The sequence below is a fragment of the Nocardia sp. NPDC057440 genome (assembly GCF_042802915.1).
GTDB lineage: Bacteria > Actinomycetota > Actinomycetes > Mycobacteriales > Mycobacteriaceae > Nocardia.
In genome coordinates this window covers 467,495-483,618 of record NZ_JBHVDF010000006.1, presented here as the reverse complement: position 1 = coordinate 483,618, position 16,124 = coordinate 467,495, and the positions used below count along the sequence as shown (strand labels likewise).

The window sequence follows — 16,124 nt, the reverse complement described above, 5'->3', positions numbered from 1 at the left end:
TCGTGACAATCGACGCCGCTCTCGCGGCACTGACCGCCGGACTCGCAGAGGACGAACGCCTCGCCCTCGCAGCGATCGGCGGTACCGAAGCCTCCCGTTGGGTCGCCACTCTCGATGAGGTGTACGCCGTCACAGGACCTTTGACTGGTCCACATCGTTGCGATCAACACGCTCCTGGTGTGCCGAACGACTGCGATGACGATGCGGTCGCCACGATCGGTGATGTCCGGGATGATGCCGCCACCATCGAAGCCCGTGCTGCACATATCGCGGCCCAAAGCCCACACGCCACACTGCTACAGGTAGAGGCGATACGGAAGGTGCTGGCGGTCTGCGATGCCATAGACGACGATGCGCTCAACGGCGCGTGGTGGGAGGGCCGTTATGGGGACCACGCGGACGACATCCGCGAGGCCCTGGCTGGTATCTACACCGAGCCCACCGAGGAGAGCTGACATGGCCGATATACCACCGGACCTGATCGCGGATACGCGTGCGTTCCTCGCGAACATCGCCCGCACCGATGACGAAGCGCGTTTGCGGCGCGACGTTGAGCTCTGGAAGAACTCCAGCGACCTGAACGAGGAGTATTTGGCGCAGATTTCGCTGGCTGCTCTGCTCCTGCTGAAACGGTGGGATGCCGCCAAGCCCACCGAGGAGAAGCCGTGAGCGCGACACGTCAACGCCTTGAGGAACGCGCCCGAGAGCTGGGCTGTTTCCTCGATCCGGAGAACTACACGGACATGCAGCTGCTGGATGCGATCAAGGCCGAGCAGGCCGCTGCTGCCTGGATGGCCCGTCTTGAGACGCTGCCCACCGATGAGGCCAAGCGTGATGTTGTGGCGCGATTGGCACGATTGCTCTGCGCCGAGCCCACCGAGGAGCGGAGCAATGGCTAACGCATGGGTCGTGATCATGCTCGCCCTGCTGGTCGGGATCGGAGCGTTCGGCCTTCTCGGCTTGTGGGTTCCGGCTTGCATCCTGATCGGCCTGCTCGTCGTGGGCATCGTGATATCGCTGGTGGTGCAAGCGTGACTGCCACCGAGCCCACCGACACCAAGGGAGGAACACCGTGAGCGAGTGCGAGAAGTGCATCCAAGCGCAGGATCAGCGCGACCCGTTCGGCGCCCCTGGTCGCCGTCGGATGCGTGCCCTGTACGCGATGCTCGCACCGACTATGCCTGTCTGGGATCTCCCGGACGACGACACCCCACCGATGGTGTGCATCGACTGTCCCGCCTGCGGTGGTCACTGGCTGGTGAGCGCGGGTGAGCAGTGGTGCTGGAAATGCTCGTGGGAGCTGACCCAGGTCGAACGCCATGAGGGGCCACCCATCGAAACCGGTTGGAAGATCGGCGACCTCGTGCAGCATGGGTGGACTGCTGGGCGTGTGAGCTATATCGACCCGTCCGGGTTCGTGGACGTCCTCAGCGCTGGATGGACGGTGCGCGTGGATGACCCGGCCGAGCTGGAGAGCTACCAGCCGCCGTGGGAACGCGAGGGAGGAGCGACCCCATGAGCGACGCCGAGCGCCGAGCCCGCATGGCCACACTCCAGCAGAACCCCTCCCCGTCGGCAGGGCGTGAGTTCTGGAAGCTGGCCATCCCGGACCTGGAGGCCGCATTCTGGGCTACACGTAGGCGGATCCACGAACAGAACGGATGGACGGCATGAGCGAGGACGCGCTCGACCGCGCTCTACGGGAACAGTACGGGGAGTTGACACCCGAGCGGCTCCTCCAAGTGGCCGGCGAACTCGTCCAACGCTGCCCTACAGCGACTCTCGCCAAGAATAAGGTCGGCAATCTGGCCATCGTCAACCGTGAGGCAGGCGAGTATCTGGGGTTGGTCGACCTGCGTACGGGAGAGGTCGAGTTGTTCGAGGAGGTGCAGCCGCTGTGACCGCCAACCCGGAGCAGCCCGACGAGATCACCGAGCGATTCCTTCGCGGCGAATGCAATGGGGATGATGTCGTCGACGAGAAACGCGGCTATCGCGAGTTCGAGCGAGGCCGCTCGTCGAACTCACCGTTGCTGCTGCGCGTGGCCGAGAGGATGGCGCGGTAGCTCGAGTTTGTCGGGGTAACCGGGTACCGTCGAACCCGCATGCCCGCGAAAGTGTGCGTATAGGGCGCGTCCTCGCGTCGGATCCTAAGGCCACCCCTCACCGGGTGGCCTTAGTTGTGTCCAGGTGTCCAGCGGCACTGTCCAACGGCCCCCGCCGCCGCGCTGGGACATGTAGCGTCACAACCGCTCTACCCCCGGATGGTCGATTCACAGCCGAGCACCAGGGTGGTGGGCGTCTGTTCCCGCGGGCGCCCACCCATCGCGGCTGGATCGAACACCTGTGCGCGTGGTGGCTCGAGATAGATATCGAAAACCTCTAGACTCGCAACTAGTTGGCAAACTGGCTGTGGAGGTCTGATGAATCGCGACACCCCCGAACATCAATGTCGGCAAGGTCGCCGCTGCAAAGCCCGAATCAAGGACGACGCGGGCGAATTCCACGGCGCAGGAGTCGACCGGCCCGACAGCCTCTGTAAGCCGTGTGAAGAGCATGCCTTCGCCGCGATCAGGTCACTACGCAGCGACTACCTAATGCTCACCATCGCTCGAACCCGCACCAGCTCCACCGTTTCCGGCCCGAAGGTCTCCGGGAGCGGCGAGCGCCCCATCCCGATACCGCTCCCTGTCGACACGCTGATGACCGCCATCGACAACGAGGCCACCCGGTGGGCGCTACGGATCACCCGCGGAGATTCACTCGATCCACACCCCGCCCGGCAGGTACTGGAGTGCCTGAAAATCGTGTGCGCCAACCTCGGTACGTTGGTGGATCTCCCTGAGCAGGTGGTAGCCGCCTACTTCCCGTACCCCTTTGGTGGCGATTGGGACGGCCGCCTCGAACTCGACGGTGTCGACGCGGTGCTACGCCTGGCCAGCTTCCACTACCGGGCGGAGAAGATCCTCGGCCTCGAGCAGCCCAGAGCGAACTGGTTGCGGGAGAGCTGCCACGTGTGCGGGCGTGCGACCCTGGTTTCCGACCTCGGCGCCGCGACGATCACCTGCAAGTCCTGCCAGAACGTGTGGGACCAAGACGAATTCGCTCGGCTCAACAACCCTCTGGTTGCGGCATGAGCGACCTCCGGAACGCCGAGCGGGATGTCGAAGTCATCATGTGCACCGCTGAAGGCGCCGAGCACGACTACCGGCCATGGATCAATCCGGAGGCATTCGGGCCCGGCCGATCCCGCACCTACCTCCGCTGCGTGTGGTGCAAAGCGGTTGCATGCGGGAACTTCGACCAGGACGACCCGTGCATCGAGGTATGGCATCACGAGCCGAAACCGCACCACGCTCGGTCGGGCGCGACGTGGCCGATCGGTGGAGACCGCAGGGAGGCCGTATGAGCATCAAACGCACCAGCCTGGACTGGGCGCGCGACATCGCCCGCTCCTACCGCTCAGCCCTTCACGCTGTAGACCCCGAACGATGCGCTCAACTCGACGAGGTAGCCCGCAAGCGCGGCCAGCAGTGGATAGCGCCCTCCCAGATCCCGGCACACCTCGTGGACGAAGCCCTCGACGCAGTCCTGTCGCCCCTGGATATAGCCCACCTTTGGAGCATTCCGGTCGGCACCATCTATGGGTGGGTGTCCAAGGGGTTGCTGAAACCTATGGAGGGCAAGGGTCGGTCGGCGAAGTATCGGGTGCGGGACGTCTTCGATGTCAGCGCCAAGGCTCGGGCGAGCCGTGTTGACAGCGCGTGAACCTTCCGGGAAGCTGACCTCGTCAGTGGAATCGTTGTGCCCACACCAACGGATGAACTGACCCCCAATCCCCGCAGCGAGCCTCTGGCATCCACAGCCTTGATCCAGGCTCGCTGCGGCCTCTCGTAGCAGTCTCGGCAAGGTAAGACCGGGTGGTCAATGGACCTGCCAACACCTTTCGAAGGTCACCGGCGCTGCTACCAATGTTGACCGAGGCTGAAGTGGTCGAGGCACCAGGTTGTGATCCTGGCCCGGAGACGGGAAAGCGGGTTCGAGTCCCGTCGGTCACCCCAACCTTTAACCGATCGTTTGTCGTTCGACAGCGGCATGACCGAGACCGGATAAGGAGCCAGCGATGTTCGCAGATGGTGGTGTTGTCCTGTCCGGCGTGGAGCCGTATCAGCCGGAGCCGTGCGGCTACTACACGCCAGGCTTCCACCCGCCGATCGCGGGCGCGGACTGGTTCATCGACGGCCGCCGCTTCCGCGAGACCGGCCGCGGCGAGAACTACGCGATGCTGACGCTCTGCCCCGAGGAGTCCTGATGGAATGCCTTGCCGCCCTCATCCGCTCCTGGTGCACCCCAACGCCTCTGCGCACTCTGGAGGCTCCGTACGTGGCTCCCATGGCGGTGTGGACGTGGTGAACGCCGCATGGGTGGATGAGCGCCTTGATGCGATTCAAGCCTCCATCCACGATCCGGAGGTCGCTCACAGCATCGAAGACAGTCTTCGTGTCGCTGTGCTGCAGGCTATCGCCGAAGGCGCCGAGGAGCCCGCGCGCTTGGCAGCAAAGGCGCTGGAGTCCAAGGCGATCGAATTCGAGCGGCACTGTGCGTAAGTGGTTGGCCGGCCGCCTGATCCGCTTGGCTCACCGCATCTACCCGCCACGGGTGACGGACTACAGCACCAAGAGCGTCAACGCGGAGCTGCTGGACTGCTACCTGGCGGATCGCCGCGAATCCCCTGAATGGAACTGATGTCCGGCTTGAGCCCTGACCGCGTCCTACTGGCCGCGGCCAAGGTGGTGCTGGACTACCGCTCGTTCATGGACCCTGCGATTACCCAGTACTGGATCGACACAGGCCATGACCATCCGCTTGCCGCGGCACTGGCCGAACTGAGCCGGGCCGTGAAGCAGGTCGAGGGCGAACATGCTTGACCGCTTGGAGGGTTGGTGGGTGTGGATGGTGTCCAAGGCGTTGATTCGCCTCGGGATCATCCGGAAATCTTCCTGCCCAACACCCTTTGAGTGAAGGTCTCCCAGCGGCTGGCGCTGGAACATTTACAGCCAATCCTACGAATCCCCAGGAGAACCCATGGGCAGCGTTGATCTCGCCACCATCCTCACCGTCGGCAAGGTAGCGGCCATCGTCATCAAGGCGGTCATCGAGATCGTTGGGGCGCTCGGCTGATGAACCTCAAGCCGCTTCGTCGCAGGCTGTACAAGCTGGCGCGCCGCATCGGCCTTCGCCGCTTGGCGGCCTACCTCGATCCCGGTGCACGGGTTCGGCTCTGGGATAAGGAGTGGAACCTGATCGCGGACTCGGACCGCGGCGACTCCATGCCCAACTTCGAGACCGTGGACTACGCCGATTACGGACGCGTGGTGTACCAGCCAGCGACGAGCGTCCGCCTCGGCGGCCATCGAGCCTGACCCGATGGGCCGCACTCGACTGCGTACCTGCTCGACACCTGGTTGCCCCCGCATTCAGACCGGTGCCCGATGTCGACAACACCAGTCCGAGTACGAACGCCACGCACGCAGCACCACACCGACCAAGGCCACACGCACAACTGCGGAACGCCATCGCCGTGCTGACGCTGTAGCCCGACACCGAGCAGCACACGGTGACTGGTGCCCAGGCTGGCGCAGACCGGCACACCCAACCTCTGACCTCACCGCGGACCACGTCGATGCCGTAGCCAACGGCGGTCAACCCGACGGACCTCTGCAGGTGCTGTGCCGGGCATGTAACTCATCCAAGGGCGGTCGACCAGACCGGTAACGACCGGGGCGAGAGCGCTAAGGCTGGATTGGGCGCTCAGGTAGCTAGCTCGCCTCGGTGACCTTCCCTCGGAAGGCTCGCTAATGCAGCGATGATCGACAACCCTGATTAGCCAGCGAACCTGCAGCGCCGCGCGACTCGGATGCTGCAAGGTAACCGGCGAATGAGACCGGCAAGTCTTAATGGAGTGAAGTCGATCAACACCCGATTAGCGAACACCGAACCGGCCGGTCCTAATCCGGTGAAGTCAGACGAGACCCCATTAGCGGGTCGGATACCCAGGGGGGTACCCCTTGACGGGGGGCCGGCGTTCACCTTCGGGGAGGGCGCTCGGGTGTCCGAAGGGTCCAGAGTTACGGGGCAAAGGCGAACATCGCCTCATTAAGACCGCTCGGTCCTAATGAGGCGATGTCGGTCGAGACCCGATTAAGACCGCTCGGTTCCAGCCCGTCTCGGGGTGAGCGCCGCCCACAGGATCGCCGTGCAAACGCAGATCACGAGCCCGAGCACCGCCAGGTACATGCCGCGGGGTGAGGGGTCGGCATCGTGGCAGCGAACACCGTCGGGCCGGCCGAAGTAGCCGGTGTGTGGCGAGCAGATCTGCTCGACGGTGTTGACGTCGATGATCTGCACGACGATCCCGACGAGTAGAGCGACTGCCCCGAGGATGGCGCCGGTGCGGCAGGCCAGGAGCTGAGTGCGCGTCATGTGCTTCCCATTCCGTGTGTGGATGGGTCATTGTCCCGGATCGGCGCGATGCCGGTACAGGGTTTCGATCCAAGTCGGCGCGATGCCGCTAGGAGGTTGCTATGACGCGTGGTGGACCGAGAAATCGTTCAGGCCCTGCGGTAGACCCAAAGTCGGGTCGCTCGGATCGGCGTGGCCTGGCTTTCGTGGCGTTGCCCGCGGAGGGCTACAGCGGCCCGGCGCCGGATTTCCCGCTCATGCCGCGCAGGGTGATGCGCTGGGAGTATGGCGAGAAGGGCGCGCGGTTTCAGACCCTCGACGAGGCTGAGACGGAGTTCGTTAGCGTGCGCGAAGCCGAGCTGTGGACGTGGGCGTGGTCTACACCCCAGGCTGTGGCGTGGGCTGCTGAGCCGTGGCGTTGGCAGGCTGTAGCGCATTGGGTGCGGACGTCGGTGATTTGCGAGTCCGATGAAGCGATGGCCGCCGATCGCGGCAGCCTGCATCGCTTCGCCGACCAGATCGGCCTGACCCCGGCCGGTTTGCGGGAGAACGGTTGGCAGGTTACCTCTGACGAGGTGGCTGCTGCTCGTGCGGAGAAGAAGGTGAAGGCGCCGAGCTCGGCTCCTCCGGAGCGTCGGCTGAGGCCGGTGGCCGGTGGATCCAGCTGACGGTTTCGTCGTCGACTTTCCGACCCTCGGCGATATCGGGGAGGCGTGGGTACGGCGGCACTGCTGCATCCCGGACGGGTACCGCCGCGGCGCGGAATTCGTATGGTCCGACTGGCAATTCTGGTGCTCGGCGAACTACTACGCGATCCGGCCGGGCGTGGAATGGGTCAGTGATGACGAACCGCTGCTGAATCAAGCCTTCGTCTACCGCCGCGCGCAGATCGTGGCACCGCAGAAGACCGGCAAGGGCCCGTGGTCAGCGAGCGCGACGTGTGTCGAAGCTGTTGGGCCCTCGCAGTTCCTGGGCTGGGCCCGAAAAGGCGATGGGTGGGCGTGCTCAGACTGGGGCTGTGGCTGCGGCTGGGAGTATCCATACCTTCCTGGCGAGCCGATGGCCATGCGCCATCCGTCCCCAGTGATCCAGCTGACCGCGACCAATGAGGACCAGGTCGGCAACGTCTACCGGCCGCTGACCGCGATGATCAAGCTTGGACCCCTCGGCGACCTGATGGCGGTGCGCGAAGGCTTCATTCGCATCGCGGGCACAGTCGGCGGAGACGACTTCGACCGCATCGACGCTGTCACCTCGAGCGCGACAGGCCGCGTCGGCAACCCGATCTCCTGGGCCCTGCAAGACGAGTCCGGGCTGTACACGAAGACGAACAAGATGGTCGGCATCGCCGAGACTCAGCGCCGCGGCGCGGCTGGCATGAACGGCCGCACCCTCGAGACCACGAACGCTTGGGATCCGTCGGAGAATTCGACCGCTCAACGTACTTACGAGTCGCAGGCGCCGGACATCTTCAAGTTCTTCCGAATCCCGCCTGTCGGGCTGTCGTGGGGCAACAAACGCGACCGCCGCCGGATCCTGCGCCACGTCTACGACGGGTCGCCGTGGGTGAACCTCGATTCGATCGAGGCCGAAGCGGTGGAGCTGAACGAGACCGACCCCGCACAGGCCGAGAGGTTCTTCGGTAACCGCCTCGTCGCTCGCGCCGGAACTTGGCTGCCGGATGGACTGTGGGACAGCTGCTATGCAGAAACTCTGGCTTCCTAACCCACCGTCCGGGACCGCGATCTGTGTCGGTTTCGACGGCTCGGAAAACAACGACTGGACCGCGCTGCGGTGCGAGACCCGCGAGGGGCTGCAGTTCACCCCGCGGTTCGGCCCGGACCGGCGGCCGACGATCTGGAACCCCGCCGAACATGGCGGCCGGATCCCGCGCGGCGAGGTGCACGCGGCCGTCGACGAGGTGTTCACGCGCTGGAATGTGGCCCGGCTGTACGCGGACCCGCACGATTGGCGCTCCGAGATCGGGGACTGGGCCCTCAAATACGGCGACGAGCACGTATTCGAGTGGGCAACGAACCGGATCACCCAAATGTATGAGGCGATCCGCCGATTCGAGACCGACCTGAAGACCAGGATCACCCAGGATGGGTGCCCGATCGCCGAAACGCACATGGCGAACTGCCGCAAGGTACCCAAACCCGGCGACAAGTACGTACTCGGCAAACCCTCAGACCACCAGAAGATCGATGTGTCCATTGCCTCGATCATCGTCCACGAAGCCGCCGCCGACGCGCGCGCCGCCGGGTGGGAAGACGTCGACGGCCGCATGTTCTGTTTCAGCTGACTAGGAGGTGAGCGTGGTCGTTCTGCGTACGAAGCTCACCGACGATGAGCGGGACATGGTCAACAAGCTCACTGGTCGCCACGCGAATTTGGCGCAGGACGACAAGCGGTATGACGCCTACTATGAAGGCTCGCAGCGGCTCAAGCACATCGGTTTGGCTGTGCCGGAGGAGCTTCGGATTTTCGAACTGGTGGCGAACTGGCCGCGCATGTACCTGGATGAAGTGGCGCGGCGGCAGAAGGCGAAGAACATCTACCGGCCCGGCGCGGGCACTTCGGATCCGGCGCTGCGAGAAGGGTTCGACGCGAACAACCTCGCGGCCGAGATCCCGATCCTGGCCAAGGAGAACATGATCTTCGGCCGCTGTTTCATGTCGGTCGGAACCAACGAGGACGACAAAGAGCATCCGCTGATCACTGTGGAGTCGCCGCGGCAGATGTCATGCCTGGTGAACCAGCGGCGCCGCCGGATGGATGCGGCGATGCGCCGCTACCAGGAGCAGGACGGCACTCAGGTGGCGACGCTGTTCTTGCCGGACAAGACGATTCAGCTGACCATGACCAGCAACGGGTGGGATATCGACGTCGTCGGCGACGACAGCGGTATCGACGATCACAACCTCGGCCGGGTGCCGGTGGTGCTGTTCCTCAACCGTCGACGGTTGGGGAAGTGGTACGGGACCACCGAGATGGCCGACATCATCCCGCTGACCGACGCGTGTGCGCGCGCGCTCACCGATCTGCAGCTGGGTGTCGAAACCCACGCCGTACCAAAGCGGTACGCGATCGGCGTGAGTAAGGGCGACTTCGTCGACGCGCAGGGCAACCCGCTGCCCGCGTGGCAGGCGTACTTCACCGCGATGTGGGCGACGCAGAAGTCCTCGAAGGACGTCACTATCGGGCAGCTCGCCGCGGCGGACCTGTCGAACTTCGCCACCACCGTGAAGCTGTACGCCGAGCTCGCCAGCTCCGTGACCGGCCTGCCTTTTCGCTACTTCGGTGCCAACACCGCGAACCCCGCTGCTGAGGGCGCGATCCGGGCGGACGAGTCCCGCATCGTGTCGAACGCCGAGGAGAAGAACGCGAACCTGGGCGTCGGCCTGGGTTGGACGTTGGGTATTTACGAGCGGTTCCGTACAGGAGAATGGCCGACAGTCGGCGAGCCGATCGCGGTGGAATGGCGCAACCCAGCTACCCCAACCCGTGCCGAAGAGGCCGACGCGATCCAGAAACTCAACGGCGGCAACCCCGTCTTGTCCCGCGAAGGCTCCTGGGACGAGATGGGTTGGGACGAGCCCCGCAAGATCCGGGAGCGCGCCTACTTCGAGGCCGAAGCCCGCGATCCGGAGATCAATGCGCTCGACCGCAAGCTGAGCGCACAGACGGAACCGAATGCCGAACCTGCCGCAGTCAGCGGCTGACTTCGACGCCACCCAGCGGCGGATTTCCGAGCAGGTGATCGAGGAAATCGCCAAGCAGTGGGGCTCACTGCCCCCCAGTGACTTCGATGCCTGGTTTGGCCGCAACTCCGATCGGCTCGTACGGACGACGGCCATGGGGCAGCGCGCCGCAGTAGCTGGTGCCGATCGGTATGTCGACGACGCGCTCGAGGAGCAAGGCACCCCATCGCGACGCCTGGCAACCCCACAGCCAGAGCGCCTGGTCGGGGTCGCGTCGGACGGACGCACCATCGAAGGCCTGCTGCAGCAAGCGGTGGTCGGCGCGCAGCAGCGGGTAGCGGCCGGTGAGGCCCCGTATCGGGCGTGGCAGGCCGCCGGTCTGGATGTGCGCCTATATATCCAAACCCAGCTCGCTGACGCAGGCCGTACGGCAACAGGGTTGGGCATCGTGTCTCGCCTGGGTGTCGGGTATGTGCGAATGCTGGTGCCGCCGTCGTGTTCTCGCTGCGTGGTCCTGGCGGGCCGCTACTACCACTGGTCCGCTGGGTTCCGGCGTCACCCCGGATGTAACTGCAAGCACATCCCTTGCCGGGAGAAGAACTCCGACGATATGCGCACCGACCCGCAGGCCTATTTCAACTCCCTCCCCGCCGCCGAGCAGCGCCGGATCTTCGGCGCAGCAGGCGCGCAAGCGGTCCGGGATGGCGCGGACCTGAGCCAGGTTGTCAACGCCAGAAGGGGATTGACCATCACCGGCGGCCGCGCGCAACGCACCGAGGTGATGGGCCGCCGCCTGCTCACCACGACCGAAGGCACGACCCGCCGAGGTGTCGCAGGCCGCCGCCGCGGCGCGGCGCGGGCTCCGCGCCTGATGCCTGAAGCGATCTACGAACTCGCCGAAAGCCGCGAAGCCGCGATCGAGCTGCTCCGCCAGCACGGCTACATCCAGTAGCCCCCACAGATTTCCACCCGCCCGGCGCGACGCCGGACGGAATTCCCCCGCGATGGAGGACAAGTAAATGACGGCACCTGCTACCGGTACCGCGCCCGCGGCGCCCGGTTCGACAGAGCCCCCTGTGGCGCCGCAGGCGCCTGAACCACCGGCAGCAGCACCCGCGACGGGCCCGGCTGATGGTGACCTCGGTGACGCCGGGAAGGCCGCGATCAAGAAGGAACGCGACGCCCGCCAGGCCGCCGAGAAGGCACAGAAAGCCCTCGAAGCCCGTGTCAAGGAATTCGAGGACGCCCAGAAGACCGAAGGCGAGAGGACGGCAGAGCGGATCGCGAAGCTCGAGGTGGACGCCGCGAAGGCGCTTCGCTACGAAGCTGCCGCGCAATCCGGCCTGCCGCTGTCACTGGCGCAACGTCTCAACGGCACAACCCTCGATGAGCTGGTCGCCGACGCTGAACAGCTGAAGCAGCTGGTCGGCTCCGGAACCTCCGCTGCACCGGCGACCCCGAAGCCTGACCCCCGCCAAGGCGGAGGCCAAGCGGATACAGGCGGAACCATGGCCGCCGGCCGGGCCGCCTACGAAGCGAAAAAGAACCGCACATGACCCCCAGTAAAGGAGGGGAGCAATGGATCTGACCCTCAAGACCGACACATTCGGCCAGGACGACCAGTCGTGGCTGGCTTCGGCCGAAGGCACCGACCGAGCCCGCACCATCACGCTCGACCTGACTACGTTCACCGCGAACACCCACTACCCGGACGGCTGGATCAAGTCCGGCTATGCGCTCAAGAAGCTGGGCTCAGGAAAGTACGGGCTGTTCAGCACCGGTGACGAGTCCGCGGCTGTGATCGCCGGGCATCTGCTCACCGCGGTTCGCATCCCATCCGGCGCGACCAAGGTCGCCGGTGCCCTGATGTGGCACGGCGCTGTCATCGCGGCCAAGTTGCCGCACACCACCAACGCTGCGGGCCAGGCGACGGCCAAGCAGATCAGCTACTTCTGAGAGGAGGCGTAAACCGTTATGGCACTTGTCATCAATTCTGATTACGTCACCCCCGCCGAGCTGACCGGCTATGTCCGTACAGCGCTGGCGGACCAGCCGATCAACGACCTGTCGCTGATCGACAGCCTGTTGCCCGACACTATGATCGACGACGTCGAGTTCCGGGCCAACATCACCCAGCAGGGTCTGCGCCGGGCGGCAAGGTTCCGGTCGTGGGACACCGAGGCTCCGATCACCAGCCGTAAGGGCGTGGTGCGGATCTCCGGCGAGCTGCCTCCGATCAGTGAGAAGCGGCGACTCGGCGAATACGACCGGCTCCGGCTCCGCAAGGCGGACACGGCGATCCGCGACATCATCTATAACGACGCGGTCGAGCTGGCGCAGGCGCTGCGTACCAGGATCATCATGGCCAAGGCCGATGCTCTGGTGAACGGCAAGGTAACTCTTGCCGAGAACGGCTTGGACCTGGTCGCGGACTTCCAGCGCTTGGCTGGGCATTCGGTTACCGCGTCGGTTTTGTGGTCGGTCACCGGCGGTGGTGCCGCGGACCCGATCGCGGATCAGGAGTCGTGGTTCTCCACGTTCCGGGCTACCCAGTCCGGCAACCCGACGCGGGCGATCACCTCCCAGCGAGTCATGTCCGCGCTGATGCGTAACGACAAGATCCGCGCCTACTGCCTGCCTCCGGGCTCGACACAGGGCATCGTCACCCGCGAGCAGGTCAACGCACTGTTCACCTCGTTCGGTCACCCGGCGTTCGAGATCTTCGACGCACAGGTGGAGGACTCGACCGGCGCGGCTACTCGCCTCATCCCGGACGACAAGATCCTCTACATCGGTTCGTCTCGGATCGGCGAAACGCTGTGGGGCACTACGGCGGAGGCGCTCGAGCCGGACTACGGGATCGACTCCGACCAGGCACCGGGAATCGTCGTCGGTAGCTACATCGACAACGATCCGGTTGCTCGGTGGACGAAGGCGAGCGGGATCGGTCTGCCGATGCTGCTGAACGCGAACGCGACCTTCCTCGCGGACGTGCTGTAATGCGCAGGCTCGCCACCTACGTGCATGTCCACGACGGCGAAGGCAACCCGCGCGTGTTCGGCCCCGACGACGAAGTCCCGGCCGAGGTCGCGAAGCTCATCACCAACCCGAGCGCGTGGCAGTCGGATGAGCCTGCAGAGTCAGGGGATTCGACCACCACTCGGACCGGACGGCGGCGCAGCACGTCGTGACCGATCTGTTCACGATCGACGACGTGCAGGAGATCTCGGGCGAGACTTTCGTCGAGCCCGAGTCCACTCAGGTGGCGCGGTACATCGCCATCGCATCGGCGAAACTCAGGACCCGGGTTGCCGGTATCGATGATCGGATCGCCGCCGGCACCCTGGACCCAGTCCTGGTGGTGGGTGTCGGCGCCGAGATCGTGATGCGTGCCGTCGCGACGGTGCGGCGTGGGCTCGGTGTGCGACGCACCGAATACCCCGAGATCAGCACCGAATACGAGCCCAGGAGCGAGTCCGGGCTCGTGTTTGTCACCGACGATGACATCGCTGACCTGATCGACACCGCCGATTCTGGTGATTCGTTCACGATCCGGATCGACGCGTGAACCGTCTCCCTGAACGGTGGACGCTGCTACGTGCAGGTGCGCCGGTCTTCGATGAGTTGACCGGCAACCGAATCCCCACGGCCCCCACTGAAGTTCCGTGGTGGGGGTTGCTGCAGCAGCGGCTCATCACCGATCCGCAGATCGAGGAATTCGAGGATGGGCATGTGGGTCAGCGATTGACCCTCCTGCTCATGCCCGGCCTGCCCGGCGGTGTGAGCCGTCGTGATGTGTGGCGGTTCGACGGGCCTGCCGCTGTCTCCGACCTGGTCGCCGTCAACGACACCGTCACCGTTCAAGGCACCCCGCGCACCCGCCGCCCCGCGACCGGCTCCCGCGCCCCTGCCTACATCGCCGCCATCGTGCGGCACTCCACCGACATGAGGGAGTAGTCCTGTGATCGTTTCTTGGACAGACCCCGCCGGGGTCATCCACCACGCCGACGAGCATTCCAAGGCGTACCGCAAGCGCGCTGAACGCGATGTGAAGCCTGCTGAATCGGTGGCCGACGAAGCGCCTGCGGAGTCGAAACGGCCTCGCACCGTCACCGTGAAAGCGCCCGAGGGTCCGTCGAGCTGATGGCCGGCAACACCGTCGAAGGCGGGCGGGCGCGCCTCGAGATCTTCGAAGCGCAGGTGTACCGGGAGGCGCGACGGGAGTCTCTGCCGTCACGGATCGACATGGCCAAGGAAGTCGCCGCGAAAGCCCGGCAGATCGCCCCGGTTGTGTCCGGAGCCTACCGCGATGGCGTGGCCGTAGAAGTGGACGGCGGTGACGTCTTCGTGGTCGATAACGACCCGCTGGCGTTCATCAAGGAGTTCGGGACCGTCGACACCCCGGCGCACGCGATCCTCACCGACGCGGCCCGGGTGCTGGGTAAGTACAACGACCGCGGCGCGTTCCACGCCAACACCGGTCTATGAGCCCGCCGATCCCGTTCGCGCCCGGAGCGGTACGCGTGTTCCTCATCGCCAACGCCGCTTTCACGGACCTCGTTCCGGCTGCCTCGGTGTCGACGCGCGATGCGCCGGACCCGATCACCGGACCATTCGTCACCATCCGCGCTCCAGGAAATGTCGGTGTCGATCCGATGCTGCGGTCGCCGTTGATCCAGCTCGACGCGTGGGTGCCGAAGCTGGAAATCCTCGGCGGCATCAAAGATCCCGACGAAGTCGCATGGGACATCGCCGCTTTGGCGGGTCAGCTGCTCGGCAGGGCTCGACCTCAGGATTTCCGCGGGTCGGCTTGGACAGCTCGCTGGACCGATGGGCCTATCACCAGCGTCGACAAATCCCGCGGCCCAGATCAACCGCTGTTCCGCGCGACGGTGCGTGTCGAGCTCAAATTGCGCACCGCCCGAACGTAGACCAACTCTCGCTCACTCGAGCGCATCACAGTTATGGAGGCATCGTGAGCACTCACGCCGCACCCGAGAAGGCATATGTCTGGCTGGATGGCGACGGTTACCGCGCCCCCGCTGGAACCGCCCTCCCGACAAACCCTTTCGCCGCTAACCCTGTCACTGGCTCCCTCGCATGGGATCCGTTCGGCGGCATCGAGGCCGGCTTCGAGCTGACCCCGACCCGCGACACCTCGCCCAAGCGGGTATGGAACCGTCGACTGGCTCCCTATAAGGTCATCAAGAGCCCGACCGAGGAGCGCGTGAAGCTTCGCGCCGTGGACTACTCGGTAGCTACAGTGTTGACCGCGCTGCAGGGCGGATCTATCACCACACTCAGTGCCGGTGTCTACCAGTGGAACCCCGGCGACGACGAGGACTTCGCGCTGTTGCTGACGCTGCGGGATGAGGACGCCACGCAGTCGTTCTACAGCCCGCGAGTCACCCTCACCACGCCTCCGCCGCGCACCTTCGGCAAGGAAGACCTCGACGGGTTCGAGCTTGAGCTGCTCGCGTTGGAGCCGTTCGTGCCGCTTACCTCCTGGAACCCGCTGGAGACCCATGCGACTGTCACTATCGGCGGCTCTCCGACGGGTGGCACATTCACGCTGTCGTTCGGCGGGCAGACCACCGCGGGCATTGCCTACAACGCCGCGGCCAGCGCGGTCGATTCGGCGCTTGAGCTGCTGTCGTCCGTGGGCACCGGAAACGCCACCGTCACCGGCTCCGCGGGCGGCCCCTACACGGTCACCATCGCGACGCCGGGCACCCTCACCGGCAGCGGCGCCAGCCTGACTCCGTCGGGCACGGTGACGATCAGCTGATGACAACCGCCAAGAAGGCCGCGGCACCCCGCCGCGGCACGGCGACCCGGCGTGGGGGGCCGCGGGCGGGCGGGGCCGGGGCGGCCCCCCCCGACCACCCCCCCCCCCGGTATTCCCCGGGGGGTGCCCCCCGCGCCCCGAAGCCCCCCGCGCGGCGGGCGGGCCGGGAGC

32 protein-coding genes and 1 tRNA gene are annotated in these 16,124 nt (G+C 65.5%); 32 read left to right on the top strand and 1 reads right to left on the bottom strand.

All coding sequences use genetic code 11. The features are described 5' to 3' along the window. The first annotated feature begins 2 nt into the window (after positions 1-2). The 17 genes from ACFU4Z_RS15830 (at position 3) to ACFU4Z_RS15750 (ending at position 5,422) form a co-directional block, all read left to right on the top strand. Positions 3-455 (top strand): DUF6221 family protein, encoded by a 453-nt coding sequence (locus ACFU4Z_RS15830; protein WP_379063361.1) that lies wholly within the window; start codon positions 3-5, stop codon positions 453-455. A 1-nt stretch (position 456) separates the two neighbouring features. After that, complete coding sequence (locus ACFU4Z_RS15825) at positions 457-669, top strand: hypothetical protein (RefSeq protein WP_379063359.1); 213 nt, start codon at positions 457-459, stop codon at positions 667-669. Further along, on the top strand, positions 666-899 hold the full coding sequence (locus ACFU4Z_RS15820; RefSeq protein ID WP_379063357.1) for a hypothetical protein: 234 nt from the start codon (positions 666-668) through the stop codon (positions 897-899). Before ACFU4Z_RS15825 ends, ACFU4Z_RS15820 begins: the two co-directional genes overlap by 4 nt. Continuing rightward, entirely contained in the window at positions 892-1,035 is a 144-nt protein-coding gene (locus tag ACFU4Z_RS15815; RefSeq protein ID WP_379063355.1) for a hypothetical protein, read from the top strand. Before ACFU4Z_RS15820 ends, ACFU4Z_RS15815 begins: the two co-directional genes overlap by 8 nt. A gap of 37 nt (positions 1,036-1,072) precedes the next feature. Continuing rightward, positions 1,073-1,519 (top strand): hypothetical protein, encoded by a 447-nt coding sequence (locus ACFU4Z_RS15810; protein ID WP_379063353.1) that lies wholly within the window; start codon positions 1,073-1,075, stop codon positions 1,517-1,519. Continuing rightward, positions 1,516-1,674 carry a hypothetical protein gene (locus ACFU4Z_RS15805; RefSeq protein ID WP_379063351.1) on the top strand — a complete coding sequence of 53 codons (159 nt, stop codon included), beginning with the start codon at positions 1,516-1,518 and terminating at the stop codon, positions 1,672-1,674. Before ACFU4Z_RS15810 ends, ACFU4Z_RS15805 begins: the two co-directional genes overlap by 4 nt. Next, positions 1,671-1,901, top strand: coding sequence for a hypothetical protein (locus ACFU4Z_RS15800; RefSeq protein ID WP_379063349.1), 231 nt, complete (start codon positions 1,671-1,673; stop codon positions 1,899-1,901). Before ACFU4Z_RS15805 ends, ACFU4Z_RS15800 begins: the two co-directional genes overlap by 4 nt. After that, positions 1,898-2,065 (top strand): hypothetical protein, encoded by a 168-nt coding sequence (locus ACFU4Z_RS15795; RefSeq protein ID WP_379063347.1) that lies wholly within the window; start codon positions 1,898-1,900, stop codon positions 2,063-2,065. The genes ACFU4Z_RS15800 and ACFU4Z_RS15795 overlap by 4 nt, the downstream gene beginning before the upstream one ends. A gap of 357 nt (positions 2,066-2,422) precedes the next feature. Beyond that, positions 2,423-3,136: a hypothetical protein gene (locus tag ACFU4Z_RS15790; RefSeq protein ID WP_379063345.1), complete on the top strand. Its 714-nt coding sequence runs from the start codon at positions 2,423-2,425 to the stop codon at positions 3,134-3,136. Next, entirely contained in the window at positions 3,133-3,408 is a 276-nt protein-coding gene (locus ACFU4Z_RS15785; protein WP_379063343.1) for a hypothetical protein, read from the top strand. Before ACFU4Z_RS15790 ends, ACFU4Z_RS15785 begins: the two co-directional genes overlap by 4 nt. Continuing rightward, the gene (locus tag ACFU4Z_RS15780) at positions 3,405-3,767 is read left to right on the top strand and encodes a hypothetical protein (RefSeq protein WP_379063341.1); all 363 of its coding nucleotides are present in this window, start codon (positions 3,405-3,407) and stop codon (positions 3,765-3,767) included. Before ACFU4Z_RS15785 ends, ACFU4Z_RS15780 begins: the two co-directional genes overlap by 4 nt. A 205-nt stretch (positions 3,768-3,972) precedes the next feature. After that, positions 3,973-4,060, top strand: a tRNA-His gene (locus tag ACFU4Z_RS15775). 62 nt (positions 4,061-4,122) lie between these two features. Then, positions 4,123-4,311, top strand: coding sequence for a hypothetical protein (locus ACFU4Z_RS15770; RefSeq protein WP_379063339.1), 189 nt, complete (start codon positions 4,123-4,125; stop codon positions 4,309-4,311). Positions 4,312-4,399: 88 nt separating this feature from the next. Next, positions 4,400-4,606, top strand: coding sequence for a hypothetical protein (locus ACFU4Z_RS15765; protein WP_379063337.1), 207 nt, complete (start codon positions 4,400-4,402; stop codon positions 4,604-4,606). Further along, on the top strand, positions 4,599-4,745 hold the full coding sequence (locus tag ACFU4Z_RS15760; protein ID WP_379063335.1) for a hypothetical protein: 147 nt from the start codon (positions 4,599-4,601) through the stop codon (positions 4,743-4,745). Before ACFU4Z_RS15765 ends, ACFU4Z_RS15760 begins: the two co-directional genes overlap by 8 nt. Then, the gene (locus ACFU4Z_RS15755) at positions 4,736-4,927 is read left to right on the top strand and encodes a hypothetical protein (protein ID WP_379063333.1); all 192 of its coding nucleotides are present in this window, start codon (positions 4,736-4,738) and stop codon (positions 4,925-4,927) included. The genes ACFU4Z_RS15760 and ACFU4Z_RS15755 overlap by 10 nt, the downstream gene beginning before the upstream one ends. Before the next feature lie 252 nt (positions 4,928-5,179). Further along, positions 5,180-5,422 carry a hypothetical protein gene (locus tag ACFU4Z_RS15750; protein WP_379063331.1) on the top strand — a complete coding sequence of 81 codons (243 nt, stop codon included), beginning with the start codon at positions 5,180-5,182 and terminating at the stop codon, positions 5,420-5,422. 778 nt (positions 5,423-6,200) lie between these two features. On the opposite strand, the gene ACFU4Z_RS15745 is transcribed toward ACFU4Z_RS15750, so the two are convergent. Then, on the bottom strand, positions 6,201-6,482 hold the full coding sequence (locus ACFU4Z_RS15745) for a hypothetical protein (RefSeq protein ID WP_379063328.1): 282 nt from the start codon (positions 6,480-6,482) through the stop codon (positions 6,201-6,203). Between the two features lie 185 nt (positions 6,483-6,667). Between ACFU4Z_RS15745 and ACFU4Z_RS15740 the strand changes: the two genes are divergently transcribed. The 15 genes from ACFU4Z_RS15740 (at position 6,668) to ACFU4Z_RS15670 (ending at position 15,953) form a co-directional block, all read left to right on the top strand. After that, complete coding sequence (locus ACFU4Z_RS15740) at positions 6,668-7,129, top strand: hypothetical protein (protein WP_379063326.1); 462 nt, start codon at positions 6,668-6,670, stop codon at positions 7,127-7,129. Next, positions 7,116-8,186 (top strand): terminase, encoded by a 1,071-nt coding sequence (locus ACFU4Z_RS15735; protein ID WP_379063324.1) that lies wholly within the window; start codon positions 7,116-7,118, stop codon positions 8,184-8,186. Before ACFU4Z_RS15740 ends, ACFU4Z_RS15735 begins: the two co-directional genes overlap by 14 nt. Next, the gene (locus ACFU4Z_RS15730; RefSeq protein WP_379063322.1) at positions 8,164-8,766 is read left to right on the top strand and encodes a terminase; all 603 of its coding nucleotides are present in this window, start codon (positions 8,164-8,166) and stop codon (positions 8,764-8,766) included. Before ACFU4Z_RS15735 ends, ACFU4Z_RS15730 begins: the two co-directional genes overlap by 23 nt. Before the next feature lie 13 nt (positions 8,767-8,779). Beyond that, positions 8,780-10,186, top strand: coding sequence for a phage portal protein (locus ACFU4Z_RS15725; RefSeq protein WP_379063320.1), 1,407 nt, complete (start codon positions 8,780-8,782; stop codon positions 10,184-10,186). Then, complete coding sequence (locus ACFU4Z_RS15720; protein ID WP_379063318.1) at positions 10,158-11,117, top strand: hypothetical protein; 960 nt, start codon at positions 10,158-10,160, stop codon at positions 11,115-11,117. The genes ACFU4Z_RS15725 and ACFU4Z_RS15720 overlap by 29 nt, the downstream gene beginning before the upstream one ends. Before the next feature lie 67 nt (positions 11,118-11,184). Beyond that, entirely contained in the window at positions 11,185-11,721 is a 537-nt protein-coding gene (locus tag ACFU4Z_RS15715; protein WP_379063316.1) for a hypothetical protein, read from the top strand. Positions 11,722-11,743: 22 nt separating this feature from the next. After that, entirely contained in the window at positions 11,744-12,121 is a 378-nt protein-coding gene (locus ACFU4Z_RS15710; RefSeq protein ID WP_379063314.1) for a potassium transporter, read from the top strand. Between the two features lie 18 nt (positions 12,122-12,139). After that, positions 12,140-13,165 (top strand): major capsid protein, encoded by a 1,026-nt coding sequence (locus ACFU4Z_RS15705; protein WP_379063312.1) that lies wholly within the window; start codon positions 12,140-12,142, stop codon positions 13,163-13,165. Beyond that, the gene (locus ACFU4Z_RS15700) at positions 13,165-13,356 is read left to right on the top strand and encodes a hypothetical protein (protein ID WP_379063310.1); all 192 of its coding nucleotides are present in this window, start codon (positions 13,165-13,167) and stop codon (positions 13,354-13,356) included. Before ACFU4Z_RS15705 ends, ACFU4Z_RS15700 begins: the two co-directional genes overlap by 1 nt. Then, positions 13,353-13,733, top strand: a complete 381-nt coding sequence (locus ACFU4Z_RS15695) for a hypothetical protein (RefSeq protein ID WP_379063308.1) — start codon at positions 13,353-13,355, stop codon at positions 13,731-13,733. The genes ACFU4Z_RS15700 and ACFU4Z_RS15695 overlap by 4 nt, the downstream gene beginning before the upstream one ends. Then, the gene (locus tag ACFU4Z_RS15690; protein WP_379063306.1) at positions 13,730-14,122 is read left to right on the top strand and encodes a hypothetical protein; all 393 of its coding nucleotides are present in this window, start codon (positions 13,730-13,732) and stop codon (positions 14,120-14,122) included. The genes ACFU4Z_RS15695 and ACFU4Z_RS15690 overlap by 4 nt, the downstream gene beginning before the upstream one ends. A gap of 4 nt (positions 14,123-14,126) precedes the next feature. Further along, the gene (locus ACFU4Z_RS15685) at positions 14,127-14,309 is read left to right on the top strand and encodes a hypothetical protein (protein ID WP_379063304.1); all 183 of its coding nucleotides are present in this window, start codon (positions 14,127-14,129) and stop codon (positions 14,307-14,309) included. After that, on the top strand, positions 14,309-14,653 hold the full coding sequence (locus ACFU4Z_RS15680; RefSeq protein ID WP_379063302.1) for an HK97 gp10 family phage protein: 345 nt from the start codon (positions 14,309-14,311) through the stop codon (positions 14,651-14,653). Before ACFU4Z_RS15685 ends, ACFU4Z_RS15680 begins: the two co-directional genes overlap by 1 nt. After that, positions 14,650-15,096 carry a hypothetical protein gene (locus ACFU4Z_RS15675; protein WP_379063300.1) on the top strand — a complete coding sequence of 149 codons (447 nt, stop codon included), beginning with the start codon at positions 14,650-14,652 and terminating at the stop codon, positions 15,094-15,096. Before ACFU4Z_RS15680 ends, ACFU4Z_RS15675 begins: the two co-directional genes overlap by 4 nt. A 44-nt stretch (positions 15,097-15,140) precedes the next feature. Continuing rightward, complete coding sequence (locus ACFU4Z_RS15670; protein WP_379063298.1) at positions 15,141-15,953, top strand: hypothetical protein; 813 nt, start codon at positions 15,141-15,143, stop codon at positions 15,951-15,953. Positions 15,954-16,124: the final 171 nt, after the last annotated feature.